15 protein-coding genes and 2 tRNA genes are annotated in these 18,967 nt (G+C 73.2%); 12 read left to right on the top strand and 5 right to left on the bottom strand.

Annotated features, from left to right (window positions below; genetic code table 11):
• Nucleotides 1-250 (bottom strand): transposase (locus tag G011_RS0122670; protein ID WP_036552969.1); only part of this gene is annotated, 250 nt, incomplete at its 3' end.
• 417 nt (nucleotides 251-667) lie between these two features.
• Nucleotides 668-752 (bottom strand) — tRNA-Leu (locus G011_RS0122665).
• A gap of 144 nt (nucleotides 753-896) precedes the next feature.
• Between G011_RS0122665 and G011_RS0122660 the strand changes: the two genes are divergently transcribed.
• The 9 genes from G011_RS0122660 to G011_RS0122620 all read left to right on the top strand — a co-directional run bounded on the left by G011_RS0122660 (nucleotide 897) and on the right by G011_RS0122620 (nucleotide 15,371).
• Nucleotides 897-2,219, top strand: a complete 1,323-nt coding sequence (locus G011_RS0122660; RefSeq protein ID WP_019610480.1) for a M20/M25/M40 family metallo-hydrolase — start codon at nucleotides 897-899, stop codon at nucleotides 2,217-2,219.
• A 223-nt stretch (nucleotides 2,220-2,442) separates the two neighbouring features.
• Nucleotides 2,443-3,480, top strand: a complete 1,038-nt coding sequence (locus G011_RS0122655) for a hypothetical protein (protein WP_019610479.1) — start codon at nucleotides 2,443-2,445, stop codon at nucleotides 3,478-3,480.
• Between the two features lie 164 nt (nucleotides 3,481-3,644).
• The gene (locus G011_RS0122650) at nucleotides 3,645-4,388 is read left to right on the top strand and encodes a chaplin (RefSeq protein ID WP_019610478.1); all 744 of its coding nucleotides are present in this window, start codon (nucleotides 3,645-3,647) and stop codon (nucleotides 4,386-4,388) included.
• Nucleotides 4,389-4,707: 319 nt separating this feature from the next.
• Nucleotides 4,708-6,039 (top strand): hypothetical protein, encoded by a 1,332-nt coding sequence (locus G011_RS0122645; RefSeq protein ID WP_019610477.1) that lies wholly within the window; start codon nucleotides 4,708-4,710, stop codon nucleotides 6,037-6,039.
• Nucleotides 6,040-6,680: 641 nt separating this feature from the next.
• The gene (gene topA / locus G011_RS0122640; RefSeq protein ID WP_019610476.1) at nucleotides 6,681-9,548 is read left to right on the top strand and encodes a type I DNA topoisomerase; all 2,868 of its coding nucleotides are present in this window, start codon (nucleotides 6,681-6,683) and stop codon (nucleotides 9,546-9,548) included.
• A 280-nt stretch (nucleotides 9,549-9,828) separates the two neighbouring features.
• Entirely contained in the window at nucleotides 9,829-11,952 is a 2,124-nt protein-coding gene (tmk, locus tag G011_RS0122635; protein ID WP_019610475.1) for a dTMP kinase, read from the top strand.
• 224 nt (nucleotides 11,953-12,176) lie between these two features.
• Nucleotides 12,177-13,349, top strand: coding sequence for a DNA polymerase III subunit delta' (locus G011_RS0122630; protein ID WP_019610474.1), 1,173 nt, complete (start codon nucleotides 12,177-12,179; stop codon nucleotides 13,347-13,349).
• Between the two features lie 327 nt (nucleotides 13,350-13,676).
• The gene (locus tag G011_RS0122625; protein ID WP_019610473.1) at nucleotides 13,677-15,200 is read left to right on the top strand and encodes an alpha/beta hydrolase; all 1,524 of its coding nucleotides are present in this window, start codon (nucleotides 13,677-13,679) and stop codon (nucleotides 15,198-15,200) included.
• Between the two features lie 95 nt (nucleotides 15,201-15,295).
• Nucleotides 15,296-15,371 (top strand) — tRNA-Thr (locus G011_RS0122620).
• 310 nt (nucleotides 15,372-15,681) lie between these two features.
• On the opposite strand, the gene G011_RS32635 is transcribed toward G011_RS0122620, so the two are convergent.
• Together G011_RS32635 and G011_RS0122610 are read right to left on the bottom strand one after the other, a co-directional pair.
• A complete protein-coding gene (locus tag G011_RS32635; protein ID WP_019610472.1) occupies nucleotides 15,682-15,849 on the bottom strand; it encodes a hypothetical protein in 168 nt (55 codons plus the stop codon).
• Nucleotides 15,850-15,945: 96 nt separating this feature from the next.
• Entirely contained in the window at nucleotides 15,946-16,779 is an 834-nt protein-coding gene (locus G011_RS0122610) for an exonuclease domain-containing protein (protein ID WP_013155948.1), read from the bottom strand.
• Between the two features lie 169 nt (nucleotides 16,780-16,948).
• Between G011_RS0122610 and G011_RS0122605 the strand changes: the two genes are divergently transcribed.
• Nucleotides 16,949-17,167, top strand: coding sequence for a hypothetical protein (locus G011_RS0122605; protein ID WP_019610471.1), 219 nt, complete (start codon nucleotides 16,949-16,951; stop codon nucleotides 17,165-17,167).
• A 37-nt stretch (nucleotides 17,168-17,204) separates the two neighbouring features.
• The gene (locus G011_RS0122600; RefSeq protein ID WP_013155950.1) at nucleotides 17,205-17,594 is read left to right on the top strand and encodes a hypothetical protein; all 390 of its coding nucleotides are present in this window, start codon (nucleotides 17,205-17,207) and stop codon (nucleotides 17,592-17,594) included.
• A 22-nt stretch (nucleotides 17,595-17,616) separates the two neighbouring features.
• Here G011_RS0122600 and G011_RS0122595 read toward each other — a convergent pair whose 3' ends face one another.
• Nucleotides 17,617-18,195, bottom strand: a complete 579-nt coding sequence (locus G011_RS0122595; protein ID WP_026338559.1) for a hypothetical protein — start codon at nucleotides 18,193-18,195, stop codon at nucleotides 17,617-17,619.
• 546 nt (nucleotides 18,196-18,741) lie between these two features.
• Between G011_RS0122595 and G011_RS0122590 the strand changes: the two genes are divergently transcribed.
• Nucleotides 18,742-18,948 (top strand): hypothetical protein, encoded by a 207-nt coding sequence (locus G011_RS0122590; protein WP_019610469.1) that lies wholly within the window; start codon nucleotides 18,742-18,744, stop codon nucleotides 18,946-18,948.
• The last annotated feature ends 19 nt before the right edge of the window (nucleotides 18,949-18,967 follow it).

Genomic DNA, 18,967 nt, shown 5'->3' with positions numbered 1-18,967 from the left:
TGCGCAGCCGGTCGGCGATGCGTTGCCAGGTGCCGTCCAGGGACCAGCGGCGGTGACGGCCCGCGACGGTCTCCCAGGGGCCGTAGCGGTCGGGCAGGTCCCGCCAGGGGATGCCGGTACGGGCGCGGAACAGGATGGCGTTGACGATGCGGCGGTGGTCGGCCCACTTCTTGCCCTTGTGCGGGTCGGCGGGCATGAGAGGGGCGAGCAGGGCCCACTTGGCATCGGAGAGTTCATGACGTCCGGGCACGCCATCCACGGTGCCAGAACAGGCCCTGCCACACACCCACTTCTAAAAAACAGGCCCTAGCCGACGCTGCTCCCCGCCGACCGCGCGGCGGGAGCGCGTCACCGGCCCTTCGCCCCACCCCGTCCGTCCTGGGAGACGACACAGGACCCGCGTCCGCCTCCACCGCGAACGGCCCATGGCGGGCGGGACGCGGGGCGGGAGACCCGACCACCGTTCGGACCGTCCCGCGCACAACGGCCCACCGCGCCCGGCGGCGGTGTTGTGCGTGGGACGGGTGACGACCGCGCCACGCGCTCCCGGGCATGCGGGCCCACGCCGCCGAGCAGGTGGCGTCCCTCTTCGGGCGATCCGCTCCGGTCGCACCCTCCGTTGCGACCCGGGCATGAAAAAAGGCCCTGCGAGCAGGGCCTTCGTTTGTGTCCGAGGGGGGACTTGAACCCCCACAGCCTTAACGGCCACTAGCACCTCAAGCTAGCGCGTCTACCTATTCCGCCACCCGGACCGGGTGTACTCGGCGCTCCCGCGCCGGACACGTCAACCATAGCAAAGGTCGAACACCGCGCGAACCATGTTTTCCGCCGGTGGAAGACATGGCAGGGTCGGTGGAACAGTAGGGCGACAAGGTGCGGCTGGACGGGAGCGTCAGATGGCGGAGCCAGGCAGGGAACTGAGCGCGGCCGAGGTCGAGGTGGTCGACCTGTGCCGGGAGCTCATCGAGTTCGACACCTCCAACTACGGCGACCACTCGGGACCCGGGGAGCGCAAGGCGGCCGAGTACGTGGCGGCCAAGCTCGACGAGGTCGGCGTCGAGTCGAGGATCTACGAGAAGCACCCGGGGCGCAGCAACGTCGTGGCCCGGATCACGGGGGAGGACTCCAGTCGTCCCCCGCTGCTCATCCACGGCCACCTCGACGTCGTTCCGGCGGCCCCGGAGGACTGGACCCACCACCCCTTCGCGGGCGAGGTCGCCGACGACTGCGTGTGGGGCCGCGGCGCGGTCGACATGAAGGACATGAACGCGATGGTCCTGGCGATGCTGCGCCAGCGCCTGCGCGAGGGCCGCCGTCCCCCGCGCGACATCGTGCTGGCCTTCCTCGCCGACGAGGAGGCCGGGGGCACCTGGGGCGCCCAGTACCTGGTCGACGAGCACCCCGACCTGTTCGCCGACTGCGACTCGGCGATCAGCGAGGTCGGCGGCTTCTCGTTCACGGTCAAGGAGAACCGGCGCCTCTACCTCATCGAGACCGCCGAGAAGGGCATCGCCTGGATGAAGCTGACCGCGCGCGGCACCGCCGGGCACGGTTCGATGGTCAACACCGACAACGCCGTCACCGAACTGGCGGCGGCCGTCGCCCGCCTGGGCGAGCACCGGTTCCCCGTCCAGCTCACACCGACCGTGCGGACCTTCCTGGAGGAGATCTGCGAGGAGTTCGGCATCCCCTTCGACGAACGGGACGTGGACGCCACGGTCGCCCGGCTGGGCCCCATCGCGCGCATGATCGGCGCCACCCTGCGCAACACCCTCAACCCCACGGTCCTGGGCGGCGGCTACAAGGCCAACGTCATCCCGGGCGAGGCCACCGCCCAGGTGGACGGCCGCTTCCTGCCGGGCACCGAGGACGCGTACTTCGCCGAGATCGACCGGCTGCTGGGCCCCAAGGTCAGCCGCGAGTTCATCCACCACCTGCCCGCCGTGGAGACCTCCTTCGACGGCGGCCTGGTCAGCGCCATGTCGGAGTCGCTGCTGGCCGAGGACCCCGGTGCCAAGGCCGTCCCCTACTGCCTCTCCGGGGGGACGGACGCCAAGAGCTTCTCGCGACTCGGGGTGCGCAACTACGGTTTCGCCCCCCTCCAGCTGCCCCCCGAGCTGGACTTCGCGGGCATGTTCCACGGGGTGGACGAGCGCGTCCCGATCGAGGGCCTCCGGTTCGGGGTCCGCGTCCTGGACCGTTTCGTCGGGTTGAGCTGACCCCGGGCGCTTTGCGCCGTCCCCTCAGCCGAACCGCGCCGAGAACTTTTTCGGCGCGGTTCGTAATCCGGCCTCCCGTCACCGAACGTGATGTTAGTGTTGCTGTGAGTTCGACGGTGCTCGGCTCCCCGCCCGCCTTCGCGGGCGCGGAACGGCACCGGCGTGTGACCGTGGCGGGACCACCGCACGGGACCGTCCAGTAGTAGCGAAACGGGGGGCATCCATGGTGCTCGCGGGCAAGGAGTGGCTGGTCTCCAGTCGCGCTGCCCGCATGGCCCTGAGCCCCGCCCGGCTGCTGCTCCTGTCCGGCATCGTCGCCGTCGCATGGCTGGCCGGGGGGATCGGTGTCGCCCACGGCGAGACCGCCCCCGAGTCCGGTGGCCTGGTCGACCGCGTGCTGGAGGTCGGCGACGGGACCGGACGCACCGGACAGGCCGCCGCCGAGGAGATCCGCGGCGCCCGCCTCTCCGACGCCACGGCCCGCACCGCGTCGGCCACGGAGTCGCTCACCGACACCGTGGTGCCCCAGACGGCCGCTCTTCCCGCCGAGACCCTGCACGGGACCGGCGTGACCGCGGCCCTGGAGCGGACCAGGACCGGATCCGCCGCCAACAGGGCGGTCGAGGACACCACCCGGGCCGTCGACGAGACCGCGCGCGGCGCGGGCGACCTCGTCGGGGGCATCGCCCGCCGGGGCCACGACATGGTGGAGTCCACCGACCGCTCGCTGCGCGACGGCAGCCTGGTGGGCACGGTCTCCGAGGGGCTCGCCGAGTCCACCCGGGCCGTACAGGACCGGATCGGCGGTTCCGCGGGCACCGCGACGCCGCTCGGCCTGCCCGTCCTCGGCGGCGCCGACGAACTCTCCCCGACCGCACCCGCGCCCAAGCGCTCCGCGTCCGACGAGGACGAGGGCTCCGGCGCGGAACGCGACGGGGACCGCACCGGCGGGGTGACGGCCGTCCACGCTCCCGTGGACCCGTCCGTCTGGCACCGGGTCGCCGACGAGGGCGCCGACCGGGCGCCGGGCGACGACGGCCCCGGTGAGCGCATCCGCCTCATCGCGGGCGGCGGGTACCACCAGGCCGGAGCGGACGCCACGGGCGCCGCGTCTCCGTCCTTCCCCGCGCCCGGCGCCGCCGGGTTCTTGACGGCCCGGGCCGACCACCTGGCCCCCCGGGCCCAGCGGGTCGCCCTTCCCGGTGACCCCACCCTGGTTGTCCGCGACGCCGCGGACGACCCCTCCTTCGCTCCCGACTAGCCGCGTCCTCCACGACCGCGGCCGGTCCGTGCGCTCCTCTGCGCGCAGCCGCCTCGCCGAATCCGGCGGGCGTGCCTTCTCCCCGGCTTCCCCGGAGCACGAAGCTCTCCGTCCGCGGTCCACGAGCAGCTGGCCGATCTTTCTCGTTGACCAAAGGACACGCGATGACCTACCACACGCACGCCCGTATCGCCGCACTGGTGGCCGCGGGATTCTTCACCGCCGCCGGCGCCGGAGTGGCCTACGCCGACACCACGGCCACGACCAGCGGAAACGGCTCCATCCTCGGCGGCAACCAGATCGTGGCCGACCTGGACGCCCCCGTCAACGTCTGCGGTAACTCGATCGCCGTCCTCGGCCTCGCGGGCGCCCAGTGCACCGACAGCGGGGCCGTGGTGGAGGACGACAGCTCCACCTGGACGCCCGAGAAGCCCGAGGAGCCCGAGACCCCCGACGAGTCCGAGAAGCCGGAGACCCCGGAGAAGCCCGAGAACCCCGAGAAGCCGGAGAAGCCCGGCTACGGGGGGGAGCCCGGTGACGGCGGCCACGACGGGGGCGGCCACGACGGGGGCGGTCACGACGGCGGTGGCCACGACGGCGGCGGTCACGACGGCGGTCACGACGACGGCTACGGCGGCGGTGACCACGGCGGTGGCGGTGGCGGTGGCGGCCACCACGGCGGCGGTGGCGGCGACCACGGCGGCGGCAACGGCGGCGGTGGCGGCGGCACGCCCGAGGAGCCCGTCTCCCCGCCCGCCACGGACGAGGAGCCTCCGGCGCCCGCCCCGGAACTCGCCCGGACCGGCACCGACGGCAGCGCCCTGAGCGGTCTGTTCGCCAGCGCCGCCGCCGCGATCGCCGCGGGCGCCGGACTGCTCCTGTTCGGCAGGCGCCGCGCCCGCGCCTGACCCCGGCCTCCCGGGCCGTTCGCGGCCCGGGGGCTGACGCGAGTCCCGTAGCACCGGCCAAGGCCATGTGCGCGGGGTTCACGTCAGCCGCCGCCCTCCGGGGCGGGGCTGATGGACGGGGTGCGCGCGTTCCGCCGCAACCAGCGGAGCGGGACCGCGGCGCACTCTCCAAGCACCGGTAGCACGCACCTTCCAGGTGTGAGGCGGACCGGAGGAAACCCCGGCCTTGGCCGAAGGCCCGCACCCCACCCAGGGGCGTGGAACGGCCTGTGGCCCGAGCACACACCTTCTCATCGACATGTTTGAAAGGACCTCCCACATGCGTAAGTGGGTCAGCACATCCGCGAAGTCGGTGCTCCTGACAGCCGGTTTCGTCGCGCTGGGCAGCGGCGTGGCCTTCGCGGACAGCCAGGCCGTCACGAGCGGCAACGGCTCCCTGCTGGGCGGCAACCAGGCGGTCGTGAACGGGGACGTCCCCGTGAACGTCTCCGGCAACGCGATCGGCGCCGTCCTGGGCACCGCCGGCGCCAGCAGCACCGACACCGGCGCGGCCGTGGTCGACCACCAGCACGGCCCCGACGCGGCCACGTCGGGCAACGGCTCCGCGCTCGGCGGCAACCAGCTGGTCGTGGACGGCGAGATCCCCGTGAACGTCTCGGGCAACGCGATCGCCGCCGTGGCCGGGATCGCGGGCGCCAGCACGACCGACACGGGCGCCGCGGTGGTCGAGCACCAGCACGGTCACCGTCACCACCACCACAGCCCCGACGCCGCCACCTCCGGCAACGGCTCGCTGCTCGGCGGCAACCAGGCCGTGGTCGACCTGGACGTGCCGGTCAACGTCGCGGGCAACGCGATCAGCGCGGTCGGCGGCGTGGCCGGCGCCGCGGCCACCGACACCGGCGCCCTGGTGCACGACGGCCACGGCCACGGGCACCGCGAGCACCACTCCGCGCCCGCCGAGTACACGGCCATGGACCTGGTGCACGAGGCCGCGGAGAACGCCACCATCCTGCCGCTGCCGGACACCTCCGGCGTGAACGCGGGCGTGCTGCGCCAGTCGGCGCCCCGCGAGCACCAGTCGGCCCCGCGCGAGCACCAGTCCATCGCGACCTCGGGCAACGGCTCGCTGGTGGGCGGCAACCAGGCCGTGGTCGACCTGGACGTGCCGGTCAACGTCGCGGGCAACGCCATCGGCGCGGTCGGCGGCGTGGCGGGTGCGGCCTCCACCGACACCGGCGCCCTGGTGCTGGAGGAGGAAGAGGACATCGCGACCTCGGGCAACGGCTCGGCGGTCGGCGGCAACCAGCTGGTCGTGGACGGCGACGTCCCGGTCAACGCCTCCGGCAACGCCATCGCGGCGGTCGCGAGCCTGGCCGGCGCCAGCAGCACCGGCGACGGGGCCGCGGTCGTGCACCAGAGCGCCCGCGAGTCGCAGTCCAGCGCCCTGGACGCCCTGCCCCTGGTGCGGGAGCTGCCCGAGGTCCCGGTCTCGGACATGCTGCCCGTCGAGTACGAGGTGAGCGAGACCACCCGCCAGGCCGTGGAGCAGCACGCTCCCGAGCACGCCCACCAGCTGCCCGAGTCCGCCCCCGTGGGTGTGGCCGACCCGGTCAACGAGCTGCTCGGCGCCGCGGGCGTGGGCCTGTAACGACAGAACAGGGGATCGCGCCCGCGTCCGTGCGGGCCCGAGGGAGTACGGCGTCCCGTTCCGTGAGGAACGCGGTGGACTGCGGGGTGCCGTATCCCACAGGGCGGCGTCGGACACGGAGCGCGACCCCGGACCGGCACAACGCGTGCCGTACGCGTCGATGGGCCACGACGACCCGCCTCCGCACTCCCGTTCCGTGAGGAACGCGGTGGACTGCGGGAGCGCGGAGGAGCTGGCCGTCAGCCCGTGACGCGAGCCGAGTCCTCCCGGGAATATCCGGGAGGACTCGCCGCATTCTGGGGAAAGCAGACACTCGACGGCCGTCAAGTGTGACCGAAGTCACTCGCAGGGGTCGTTATGGGTGCTCGTCAGAGCCGGTGCTGGCCAACCGGCCCACGTTGCCGGGGCGGCTCACGTACGCTACGGACCGGTACCGGTTCGGGAAGCGCTTATTCTGCGGGTGCCGGTGGGCGTGGGCCGGGTGTCCACCCAGAGCGACGGAGCCCTCACCCGCGGAGGGGGCAGTCCCTCCCGCCCACCGACGGGGGGAGCGCCTGGAGTTTCGGTTACTGTCGGTTCCCAGGAGCTTCCGACAGACCGCGGCCGGAAAGATCACGTAGGGCTAGACGTAGGGGAAGAGCGTGCCACCCACGAAGGGCAGCGCCGGCAAGAACGGCTCGAAGGACAGCGGACGACAGGGGGCGGGCACCGCCCTCGTCATCGTCGAGTCACCGGCCAAGGCGAAGACCATCGCCGGTTATCTGGGGCGCGGCTACGTCGTGGAGTCCAGCATCGGCCACATCCGCGACATGCCCAACAAGGCCGCCGAGATCCCCGCCAAGTACAAGGGGCAGGCGTGGGCCCGGCTCGGGGTGGACGTCGACGGCGACTTCGAGCCGCTCTACGTGGTCAACACCGACAAGAAGGCGCACGTCAAGAAGCTCAAGGAGCTCATGGCCGACGCCGACGAACTCCTCCTCGCGACAGATGAGGACCGCGAGGGCGAGGCGATCGCCTGGCACCTGCTGGAGGAGCTCAAGCCCCGCATCCCCGTCCGCCGCATGGTGTTCAACGAGATCACCAAGGACGCCATCCAGCGCGCGGCCCACAACACCCGCGACCTGAACACCCGCCTGGTCAACGCACAGGAGACCCGGCGCATCCTGGACCGCCTCTACGGCTACGAGGTCTCCCCCGTGCTGTGGAAGAAGGTCATGCCCAAGCTCTCGGCGGGCCGCGTGCAGTCCGTGGCCACCCGCCTGGTGGTCGAGCGCGAACGCGAGCGCATGGCGTTCACCTCCGCCGAGTACTGGGACCTCAAGGCCCTCTTCGACGCCACCGAGGCCGGTGTCGCCGAAGGCCCCGCCACCTTCCCCGCCGCCCTCGTCTCCGTGGACGGCACCCGCGTCGCCGCGGGCCGCGACTTCACCCCGCAGGGCACGCTGCGCTCGGACCGCCCCGTCCGCCAGCTGGACGAGGCCGCGGCGCGCGGCCTCGCCGAGCGGCTGTCCGGCGCCGGGTTCTCGGTCTCCTCGGTGGAGCGCAAGCCCTACCGCCGCTCGCCCTACGCGCCGTTCCGCACCACCACCCTCCAGCAGGAGGCGTCCCGCAAGCTCGGCCTGTCGGCCAAGCAGACCATGCAGGTCGCCCAGCGGCTGTACGAGAACGGCTACATCACCTACATGCGCACCGACAGCACCACGCTGTCGGACAGCGCGGTCAAGGCCGCCCGCTCCCAGGTGCGCAGCCTCTACGGCGGCGACTACCTGCCGGACAAGCCGCGCGTGTACGCCAAGAAGGTCAAGAACGCCCAGGAGGCGCACGAGGCGATCCGCCCGTCCGGCGACACCTTCCGCACGCCCGCCCAGACCGGCCTGTCCGGCCCCGAGTTCCGGCTCTACGAGCTGGTCTGGAAGCGCACCGTCGCCTCCCAGATGAAGGACGCGGTCGGCGAGTCCGTCACCGTGCGCATCGAGGGCACCTCCTCCGACGGCGAGGTCGCCGAGTTCAGCGCGACCGGCAAGGTCATCACCTTCCACGGGTTCCTCAAGGCCTACGTGGAGGGCTCCGACGACCCGGCCGCCGACCTGGACGACCGCGAGCGCCGCCTGCCCGCCATGTCGGAGGGCGACCCGCTCAAGGCCCAGAACCTGGAGGCCGAGGGGCACAGCACCCGGCCGCCCGCGCGCTACACCGAGGCCACCCTGGTCAAGGAGCTGGAGGAGCGCGAGATCGGCCGCCCCTCCACCTACGCCTCGATCATCGGCACCATCCTGGACCGCGGCTACGTGTTCAAGAAGGGCACGGCGCTGGTGCCGTCCTTCCTGGCCTTCGCCGTGGTGCAGCTGCTGGAGCGCCACTTCGGCAACCTGGTGGACTACGAGTTCACCGCGCGCCTGGAGGACGTGCTCGACGACATCGCCCGCGGGGAGGCCGAGAGCCTGCCCTGGCTGCGCCGCTTCTACTTCGGCGGCGAGGACACCGAGGGCCAGCGGGAGACCGGGCTCAAGGAGCTGGTCAACGACAACCTCTCCGACATCGACCCCAAGGAGATCAGCTCCCTGCCGCTGCCCGGCACCGACATCGTGCTGCGGGTGGGGCGCTACGGCCCCTACCTGGACCGGGACGGCGTGCGGGTGAACGTGCCCGAGGACCTGGCCCCGGACGAGTTGACCGTGGACAAGGCCGAGGAGCTGTTCGCCCAGCCCAGCGGCGACCGGGAACTGGGCACCGACCCCGAGACCGGCCGCGTCATCGTGGCCAAGACCGGGCGGTTCGGCCCGTACGTCACCGAGGTGATCGAGGAGCCGCAGGAGGCCGAGGAGGGCAAGGCCAAGACCAGGGCCAAGGCCAAGGCCAAGCCGCGCACCAGCTCGCTGCTCAAGTCGATGAGCCTGGACACCGTCACCCTGGAGGACGCGCTGCGCCTGCTGTCGCTGCCGCGCGTGGTCGGCCAGATCGACGGCGAGGACGTCACCGCGCAGAACGGCCGGTTCGGCCCCTACATCAAGAAGGGCACCGACAGCCGCTCCCTGGAGACCGAGGAGCAGATGTTCACGGTCACGCTGGAGCAGGCCGCGGCGCTGTTCGCCCAGCCCAAGCAGCGCGGGCGCCGTGCCGCCGCCCCGCCGCTGCGCGAGCTGGGGGAGGACCCGGCCTCGGGCGCCAAGATGGTGATCAAGGACGGCCGGTTCGGCCCCTACGTCACCGACGGGGAGGTCAACGCCTCCCTGCGCAAGGGCGACGAGGTGGAGTCGATCACCGACCAGCGGGCCGCCGAGCTGCTGGCCGAGCGCCGCGCCAAGGCGCCCGCCAAGAAGCCCGCGGCCAAGAAGCCCGCCGCGAAGAAGGCGCCCGCCAAGAAGACCTCCACGACGGCCAAGAAGGCGTCCACCTCCACGACGGCCAGGAAGACGGGCACGGCGGCCAAGAAGGCGTCCACCTCCACGACGGCCAGGAAGTCACCGGCCAGGGGGACCGGCGCCTCCGACCCCGCTCCAGAGGAGTAGGCGCGGGCGGCGGGGAGCGGCCGGGATTCGTCTCCCGGGCCCCGGCACGCGTAGGCTCACCCGGACACCTCCCGACGGGGGTGGCCGGGTGGGCGGTCTCCCGCGTGTTCACCCCGGGTGGGCGCATCCTCACCCCTGTGCGGGAGCAGCCTTCCGTACTACGCTTGGCAGGACTCACGGGAACGCGGAAACGTGCGCGGTCCCCGGAGCCATCCAACGATTCTGAGGCGGGTCCGCGACCCGTCGTTCCCTCTCCCCCTCACCGATAATCTTGAGCGCTATGAGCAGATCTGCACCCCTGGGAGCGCCGGCCGAGGCGCGCAACGTTCTTGCGATCACACCCTTCCGAAGGCTGTGGATCTCTCTCTCCCTCTCCAGCCTGGGCGACTGGCTCAGCCTGCTGGCACTGGTGTCCCTGGCGACCGTCTTCACCGCCGACGGATCCCAGCTCGTCCAGTACCTGGCCGTCAGCGGCGTCGTGGCGATCAAGCTCGCCCCGTCGATCCTGCTCAGCCCCCTGGTCGGGTCGGTCGCCGACCGCCTCGACCGCAGGTGGACGATGGTGGTCGGCGACGCCCTGCGCGCCGTGCTGTACGTCTCCATCCCGGTCGTGGGCCTCCTCTTCTCCGGCTTCGCCCTGGAGTGGCTGCTCATCGCCACCCTCCTGGCCGAGGTCGTCGCCCTGTTCTGGACCCCGGCCAAGGACGCCACGGTCCCCAACCTGGTGCCCCGCAAGCTGCTGGGGCAGGCGAACCGGCTGAGCCTGCTCACCGCCTACGGCGCCGCGCCCGTCGCGGCGCTGCTGTTCGCCGCGCTCGCCTCGGTCAGCAACGTGCTCGGCGTGTTCCTGCCCTCCATGGCCAGCCCCGAGGCCGACGTCGCCCTCTACCTCAACGGCCTCACCTTCGTCGTCGCGGCGGTCGTCGTCGCCGGGCTGCCGATCCCCAAGCACAAGCCCTCCAAGGACGCGGAGAGCGACACCCGCGACAGCGGCATCCTGCGCGCGCTGGGGACCGGTCGACGCCATGCGGGCGGCACGCCCCGCGTGCGCGGCCTGGTTCCGGGCATGCTCTGCGTCGTGGCCGCCGGGGGCGTGGTCATCGGTGTCGGCCGCGTGCACGTCGAGGGCCTGGGCGCGGGCAACGCCGGTTTCGGCGTGGTCTTCGCCGCGGTCTTCGCGGGCATGGCCCTGGGCATGCTCGCCGGGCCGCGCGTCCTCAAGCAGTTCAGCCGCAGCCGGCTGTTCGGTCTGAGCATCGCCCTCGCCGGGCTGGCCCTGCTGTTCGCCGGGGCCGTCGCCGACATGGTGCTCACCGCCGTGCTCACCGTGCTGCTCGGCGTGGGCGCGGGTATCGCCTGCGTGATCGGCCTGGCGGTGTTCGACCGCGAGGTGGAGGACGAGCACCGGGGTTCCGCCTTCGCCTTCCTGCACGGCGCCGCCCGCGTCACCCTGGTCGGCGCCGCCGTGCTCGCCCCGCTGGCCGCCGGGCTCATCGGCAGTTACCGGATCCCGGTCGGCCCCCTGAGCTACGACCTGCGCGGCAGCGGCCTCGTCCTCATGCTCTCCGGCCTGGCCGTCCTGGTCGTGGCGCTGGTCTGCTACCGGCGGATGAACCGCCGGGACGACCCCGAGGCCGGTCCCGGCCTGCTCCCGGAGCTGTTCGCGGCGCTGCGCGGCGTCGCGATCGCGCCGGAGGAGGACGAGGAGTCCAGGCTCGCGGGCGCGTTCATCGTCGTCGAGGGCGGCGAGGGCGCGGGCAAGTCCACCCAGGTGCGCGAGCTGACGGTGTGGCTGCGCGACCAGGGGTTCGAGGTGGTCGGCACCCGCCAGCCGGGCGCGACCAAGCTCGGCATGCGCCTGCGCGGCCTGCTCCTGGACCGGGAGAACTCGCACATCACCCCGCGCGCCGAGGTGCTGCTCTACGCGGCCGACAAGGCCGACCACGTCCAGCAGGAGATCCTGCCCGCCCTGCGGCGCGGCGCGGTCGTCATCAGCGACCGCTACGTGGACTCCCTGCTGGCCTACCAGGGCTCGGGGCGCGACCTGTCCTCGGACGAGATCCGCCGGATCAGCGACTGGGCCACGCAGGGCCTGGTTCCGGACCTGACGGTGCTGCTCGACGTGCGGCCGGAGGACGGCCTGTCCCGCCTGGGCGGCCCGGCCGACCGCATCGAGGGCGAGCCCGCGGAGTTCCACGACCGGGTCCGCCGGGGCTTCCTGGAGCTGGCCAGGGCCGCGCCGGAGCGCTACCTGGTGCTCGACGCCCGCGAGCCGCAGGACAGGATCACCCGTGAGATCCAGCGCCGGGTGCGCTCCCTGCTGCCCGACCCGGTCCCGAGCAGCGCCGAGGCCGTCACCGGCATGATCCCGGTGATCAGGAACGACGAGGTCGGACAGGGCTGAGGCCGAGGCGGTCGGGCCGTCCGACAGGTCGAGGGCTCCCTGCCCCGCTCGGGGGAGGGAGCCCTCGACCGTGTCCGGGCGGGGTTCGCTCCGGAGCGGGCCGGCCCGGGTCCGGCGGAGCGCCCCCGGCCCAGCGCGGGGGGAGAGCGGCTTGTGGACAACGGTCCGGACGTCGGCGCCGACTCCTATCCTGAAGACCGAAGCACCAGCGGTGGGAGGGAAGCATGACGGTCTTCGACGACCTCATCGGCCAGCGGTCCACGGTGGGCCAGCTCCAGCGGGCCGTCGCAGGGGCCGCCGACCTCGTCTCCGGCGGACGGGGCACGGGGATGACCCACGCCTGGCTGTTCACCGGGCCGCCCGGTTCGGGCCGCTCGGAGGCCGCCCGGGCCTTCGCGGCCGCCCTCCAGTGCCGGGACGGCGGCTGCGGGCACTGCGCCTCCTGTCACCAGACCCTCGCCGGCACCCACCCCGACGTGCTGTACGTGCGGCCCAGCGGGCTGAGCTTCGGTGTGGCCGCCACCCGCGACCTCGTGTTGCGCGCGGGCTCCAAACCCTCCGGCGGCCGGTTCCGGATCGTGCTGTTCGAGGACGCCGACCGCGCCACCGAGGCCGCCTCCAACGCCCTGCTCAAGGCGGTGGAGGAGCCCTCGCCGCGCACCGTGTGGCTGCTGTGCACCCCCACCCCCGACGACCTGCTCGTCACCATCCGCTCGCGCTGCCGCATGGTCACCCTGGCCACGCCCGGCACCGGGGAGCTGGTGGACGCCCTCGTCCAGCGCGACGGGATCGACGCCGAGACCGCCCGCGCCGCGGCGGTCGCCGCCTCCGGGCGGATCGACCGGGCCCGGCAGCTGGCCACCGACCCCGAGGCGCGCAGACGCCGGGTGGAGGTGCTGTCCATCCCCGCCCGGCTCGACGGGCTCGGCGCGTGCGTCACCTCCGCCGCCCGGCTCTACGAGATCGCCGAGGAGGAGTCCAAGGCCCTCACCACGGCGCTCGACGAGAAGGAGAGGGAGGAGCTGCGGGCCGCGTTCGGGGAGGGCTCCACGGGCAAGGGCGTGGCCAAGGCGATGCGCGGCTCCGCGGGCGCGATGAAGGACCTGGAGGAGCGGCAGAAGCGCCGTGCCACCCGCATCAAGCGCGACTCCTACGACCGCGCCCTGCTCGACCTGGTCGCGTTCTACCGGGACGCGCTCACCCTCCAGCTGGGCGCGAGGGTGGAGCTGTCCACGGCCGAGCGCTCCGGCGACCTGGAACGCGTCGCCCGCTCCAGCACACCGGAGTCCACGCTGCGCAGGATCGACGCCATCATGGAGTGCCGTGAGCGCATCGCCGCGAACGTGCACCCCCAGATCGCCATGGAGGCCATGACCTCCGCCCTCCTGGCCGGATAGGCGGCCGCCCCGCGGGCGCGGCCTCCCCCGCGGGCGGGACCGCCGTTCCCGAGCACCGTTCCGGCGGTCCCGTGACGGGCGCGGACCTCCGCGCGAACCCGTCGCGGGGCGGTGCGGCGGCGCCCGCATCCGGACGGCGGGTCCCGCGCCAGAGCGGGGAGGGGGACGCGACACCGCCCCGGCGGGGGAGAGAAACGCGAGTTGGACCGGTGCGGGCCGCGCCGGTCGTGGAGAATGGGGCGGCGCCGACGACACGTCGGTCGCGGTCGGACGTGACGAGAGGGCGGGACACCGTTGGCGACGAGGGTTCGGGGACCGTGGGCGGCCGTGCTCGCCGGGTCCGTGCTGCTGGCGACGGCGTGCACGGCGCAGGGCGACCAGCAGAGGGAGGGAAGCGTCGCGCCCGGGCTCTCCGAGGACCTGGCGGCCTTCGCCGACCAGGAACTGGCCTGGGGCGAGTGCGAGAGCGGAGCACCCGGTACCGAGTGCGCCACCTACGAGGTGCCCCTCGACTACGGGGACCCCGACGGCGAGCGCATCGAGATCGCGGTCAAGCGCTTCCCCTCCGAGGGAGGCGACGTCCTCGGCTCCCTGCTCGTCAACCCCGGCGGGCCCGGCGGCTCCGGGTACGACTTCGTGGACCACGCCCCCTACACGGTCAGCGACGCGGTGCGCGAGAGGTTCGACGTGGTCGGGTTCGACCCGCGCGGTGTCGGCCGCAGCTCACCGCTGACCTGCCTGGACGCCGAGGGCATCGACGAGTTCCTCGGCGGGGTGGACAGCGTCGAGGGCGACGGCGACATGTCCGAGGTCTCCGCGGCCGAGCTGGCCGAGCTGGAGGAGGACAGCCGCGGCTTCGTCGAGGCCTGCCAGGCCAACCACCCCGAGCTGATGCGGCACGTGGGCACCGCGGACGTCGCCCGCGACATGGACCTGCTGCGCGCCCTGCTCGGCGACGAGAAGCTCACCTACCTGGGCGCCTCCTACGGCACCAGCATCGGCGCCCACTACGCCGAGCAGTTCCCCGACCGCGTCCGCGCGCTGGTGCTCGACGGCGCAGTGGACCCCAGCCAGGGGCAGCTCGACCTCAGCGTGCAGCAGGCGACCGGGTTCGAGACCGCCCTGCGGGCCTTCGTGGAGGACTGCCTGAGCCGGTCGGACTGCCCGCTCGGCGCCCCCGGCGACAGCGTGGACGACGGCATCGGGGCGCTGACCGCCTTCCTGGCCGACACCGCCGAGAACCCCCTGTCCAACAGCATGGACGACCGCGAGGTCAACCGCGCCCGCGCCGAACTGGGCGTGCTCGCCGCGCTCTACACCGAGGACTGGTGGCCGCGCGTGCGCGAGGCCCTCACCGCCGGTACGGAGGGCGACGGCACCCTCCTGCTCCAGCTCGCCGACGACCTCTACAGCCGGAGTGACACGGACGCCTACGTCAACTCCACGGCCGCGCTCATCGCGGTGAACTGCTCCGACTCGCCCAGCCCGCGCGACGTGGAGGCCTACACCGAGGCCGCGGCCCGGGCCGGCGAGGAGTCGCCGATCTTCGGCCCCAGCCTGGCGTGGGGCGCCCTGCCCTGCGCGTACTGGCCGGAGGAGGCGGTCGACCCGCCCGTGGAGCTGGACGGGGACGGCGCCGCGCCCGTCATGGTGCTGGGCACCACCCGGGACTCGGCCACCCCGTACGCCTGGTCCGAGGCGCTCGCGGAGCAGCTCGACTCGGGTTTCCTGGTGACCCGCGACGGCGACGGACACACCGGTTACCGGATGGGCGACCAGTGCGTCGACGCGATGGTGGACGCCTACCTGGTCGACCTCACCGTGCCCGAGGACGGGATGGCCTGCGCCTGAGGCCGGCAGCCGGGTGAGCAGGCCGCCGTGTCCCCGGCACTCCGCCGAGGGGCTAGAATGGTGACCGCATCGCCGCGTGGAACACGCGGCGGCGCGCCGCCTTAGCTCAGTCGGCAGAGCGATTCACTCGTAATGAATAGGTCGTCGGTTCGATTCCGACAGGCGGCTCCAGCCGAAACGCCACCCCGGACCGGGGTGGCGTTTCGCGTTGGGGGCCCAAAAGGGGGCCAGCGGCCTACTCGGCGAAGAGGTCCCCCCATGATGTGGGCCCCCTCGGTGATCACCGGCCGCAGCTCCTTGCGGTGGACGAGTTCGGTCGTGTTCGTGCTGCTGTGCCCGACCAACCGCGCGACGTCCTCCAGGTGGACGCCGTCGGCGGACATGGGCGACGCGGAGCTGTGTCGCAGCTCCCGGGGCGTCCACGACCCTTCGACCCCGGCGGCCCGCGGGGGCCCGAGGCGCCTCGCGGGCCGCGCCGCCCTCAGACGCGCTGCCGGTTCTGGAACCAGCCCCACACGGCGGTGGCCACGAACAGGACGGCGCCGATGACGGCGAGCCAGAGCAGGCCCTTGATGACCATGCCCAGGATGGCGAGGATGAGCCATACCGCCAGCAGCACCAGGATGAAGTAGACCATGTCGTCCCCCAAGATCGCGTCTCCTCGGGGCCTACCCGCTTCCGCGCCCGACCGCACACGCCGGGAGGTCCGACACGGCGTGTTCTCCCGGCGCCGTGGACCGGCCCGTCAGGGCCAGGTGCCGTCCACCACGGTTCCGTGGCCGGGTTTGCTGCGGTCCATCCACTCCTGGCGGTTGCGGGCGAAGGCCAGGGACCAGTCGACCTGGCGCTGGTGCAGCTCGGCCAGGCTGACGGCGGCGAGTTCGGGGTGCCTGGCGCCGATCTCCTCGGCCAGGGCCAGCGCAGCCGAGGCGTCGGCGGCCGCGGTGTGGGCGTCGGTCAGTTCCACGCCGTAGTACTCGCACATGGCGCCCAGGTTGCGCTTGCCCCTGCGGTAGGGCTCCACGCCCCGGTCGATCACCAGCGGGTCCACCACGGGCGCCAGCGGGCCGCTCAGGCGTTCCGCGAGGGGGGTCAGCCCGTGCCTCCGCATCTCCCCGGAGAGCACCCGGAGGTCGTAGGGGGCGTTGAAGACCACCAGCCCCTGCCCCGAGGAGAGCTGGTCGGCCAGAGCCTGGCCGATCTCCTCCAGGCACTCCCCGGCGGGGCGGCCCTCGGCCCGTGCCCGCTCCGTGCTGATGCCGTGGACGGCGACGGCGTCCGCGGGGATCTCGCGGGGGCCCGGGTCCACCAGCCAGGTGCGGGCCTTGCCCTCGCGGTCCACCAGCGCGGCCGAGACGAGGAAGGCGGTGTCGGGGTCGCGGGAGGAGGTCTCGGTGTCGAACCCCAGCAGGGGAGTGGTGTGCCAGCCGGGGTGGCCGCCCCGGACGGGAGGGGTGGGGCGCGGCTCGTGCTCCGCGCAGTAGGTGCGCCACCGGCCGCCCTCCTTGACGACGACACCCTCACCGGCGCCGACGGAGGACTGGCAGTCGGTGCATGTCCCGGGATAGCGGTTGCGCATGGGATCCTCTCGGCCGGACGGTCGGCACCGCCGTGAACAGCGGCGATTCGTGAACATCGTAGAACGGTGCGGGGACAGTCCGCCGGGAGAGCGTGCCGCGCGCACCGCGGCGGGAGACGCCTGGGGCCCTTGATGTGCAAGTGCCGACTTCTGGGGAAGGAAGAGGGACATGAGTCTGGAAGAGGCATCACGTCAACTCGAAGCAGCCATTCACGACGCCCGCGTCTCCTTCGACTGCATCCTCCTGGAGGAGCTGGACCGGGCGCACACGAACGCCATCACCGCGCGTGCCGCCGTGGACGCCGCGGAGCAGGCCATCCGGGTGGAGATGGAGAGACGCGAGTCCGCCGAGGGCGGGGCGCCCGGATCCTCCGGGACCGTGGACTGACCCCTGGCCGCATCGAACAGGTTTTCGAACAGCGGGTATGATCGGAGGCATGCCCGATCAGTCGCTGACGCCGGACTGGCCCGCGAGCGTCCACCCGCCCGGGGCGGACTCCTTCGAACAGACGGCCCTGGTGTGGCTGTTCGACCACGTGCCCGCCGACTACCGGCTGCACGGCGTCCTGCGGCGCCATCCGGTCGCCCTGTCCCGGCTGGCCCACCAGTACGTCTCCTCGGCGCTGGAGGCCGCCCGGGAGGGCTACCGGACCGCCCGGGTCGACCTGCGCGACCACATGCCGCCGCACGCCCTCGACCAGGTCATGAACGCCTACCTCGCGGAGGGACAGCGCATGGCCGCCGTCCTCAGATCGGTCGAGGCGGTCGACGCCGCCCTGCGCGCGGCCGCGACCGAACGGGGCGGCGATGAGTGAGTCCGCGTGTCCGTGCGCCGGTTCAGGCGGTCACCCGGACCACCACGGCCACCTCGTCGCCGGTGTTGACGAGGTGGTGGCGGCCACCGCTGCCCTCGGCGGAGCCCACCACCCGGGCCCGGCCGGCGGACAGCTCCGACGCCGAGCGCATCTGCCCGTCCGCGGCGGAGGCGATCAGGTGCGCGCGCCCGCTGACCAGGTACAGCACCTCCATGCCGTGCTGTCGGGACGGGTGCGGGGCGGGTCCGGACACGAAACTGTTGGGTTCGAGGGCCACCGCGGTCACGCGGAGCCTGCCGCCCGCCTGGCGCCGGGCCGCGCGGGGGACAAGCTGCCAGCGCCCCCGCCGGGACGGCCACAGCGTGGGCCTGCCCAGGGAGGCGGCGGCGCCCCGGGCGGCGGTCACCAGGCGGCCGAGGGTCGGCATGCGGCGCTCGCCCAGGTGGGCGTAGCCGGAGCGGCGTCCGGCGTCCACCACGTCGCCGATCCCCTCCAGGGAGACGGGCGCGCTCCTCGGGGACGGCGCGGACGACGGGGCCGGTGCGGTGGCGTTGGGAGGAGCGGGGAGTACGGCAGTGCCGGAGAGAGTGCGCTGGGGCATCGTGAGAGGATCCTTCACGTGTGCGCGCCCCGGGAACGGGAGCGCGCGGATGTCGTCTGGAAGCCCCGGTGCGCCGGGGCGGCAGGGGGAGCGGCCCCGCGGATTCACGCGGAGACGGAGATCACCCTGTGGGGAGGTGCCCAGCGCCCGGCGTCCACGATGGACTTGGGGGCGCGGAGGGGCACGCGGTCGGTCGGCGGCGTACGAGGACGCCTCGGCTACGACTCAGCGACGACAACACGGACACGCCGCACGGGCCAGGCGGCAGGAGGCCCCGGGGGCCGTACGAGCCATGGCGTCGGTGCGCGTGCGCGGATACATGGGTGTAAGGAGACCAGCAAAGGCCGGGAGGAGTCAAGCGACGGTGCGGTGGCCCCGCGTGTCGCCCCCCTCACCCCGGCGTTCGCGGGGCGTGTTGCGGGCGGCGCTCCGTGGTGGTGACATGTGGAACCCGAGTACGGTGTGCGGCCACCGCCGGAAAGGGCTCCATCCCCCAGCCGTAGTGACAGGAGCGGCCGTTATGGCATCCGTCCCCGGAAGGCGCAGTTGAGCACCGAGGCGCCGGGACTGTGGGCGCGCGTCCTGGTGCGCGCGCTCGTCGTCGCGGCGGCCTGGGTGATGGCGCTCGGCTTCCTCGGACCGGGGGAGGCCCTGCTCGTCGCCGTCCTGACCGCGCTCACCTTCGTGCTGCTGTGGCTGCGCGCCCGCGCCGGAGGGCCCGCCCCGCCGCCACCGGATTCGACAAAGCGGTGAGCACCGTGCCGCGCGCGGC

It is taken from the genome of Nocardiopsis sp. CNS-639 (assembly GCF_000381685.1).
Classification (GTDB): Bacteria; Actinomycetota; Actinomycetes; order Streptosporangiales; family Streptosporangiaceae; genus Nocardiopsis; species Nocardiopsis dassonvillei.
The sequence above is the reverse complement of the archived record's forward strand: the minus strand, read 5'-3'. Positions and strand labels throughout refer to the sequence as shown.

What these genes read in the sequence shown, in the direction of transcription:
- G011_RS0122660 (WP_019610480.1), top strand. Translation starts at nt 897, where the DNA reads ATGGCGGAGCCAGGCAGGGAACTGAGCGCGGCCGAGGTCGAGGTGGTC.
- G011_RS0122655 (WP_019610479.1), top strand. Translation starts at nt 2,443, where the DNA reads ATGGTGCTCGCGGGCAAGGAGTGGCTGGTCTCCAGTCGCGCTGCCCGC.
- G011_RS0122650 (WP_019610478.1), top strand. Translation starts at nt 3,645, where the DNA reads ATGACCTACCACACGCACGCCCGTATCGCCGCACTGGTGGCCGCGGGA.
- G011_RS0122645 (WP_019610477.1), top strand. Translation starts at nt 4,708, where the DNA reads ATGCGTAAGTGGGTCAGCACATCCGCGAAGTCGGTGCTCCTGACAGCC.
- tmk (WP_019610475.1), top strand. Translation starts at nt 9,829, where the DNA reads ATGAGCAGATCTGCACCCCTGGGAGCGCCGGCCGAGGCGCGCAACGTT.
- G011_RS0122630 (WP_019610474.1), top strand. Translation starts at nt 12,177, where the DNA reads ATGACGGTCTTCGACGACCTCATCGGCCAGCGGTCCACGGTGGGCCAG.
- G011_RS0122610 (WP_013155948.1), bottom strand. Translation starts at nt 16,779, where the DNA reads ATGCGCAACCGCTATCCCGGGACATGCACCGACTGCCAGTCCTCCGTC.
- G011_RS0122605 (WP_019610471.1), top strand. Translation starts at nt 16,949, where the DNA reads ATGAGTCTGGAAGAGGCATCACGTCAACTCGAAGCAGCCATTCACGAC.
- G011_RS0122600 (WP_013155950.1), top strand. Translation starts at nt 17,205, where the DNA reads ATGATCGGAGGCATGCCCGATCAGTCGCTGACGCCGGACTGGCCCGCG.
- G011_RS0122595 (WP_026338559.1), bottom strand. Translation starts at nt 18,195, where the DNA reads ATGCCCCAGCGCACTCTCTCCGGCACTGCCGTACTCCCCGCTCCTCCC.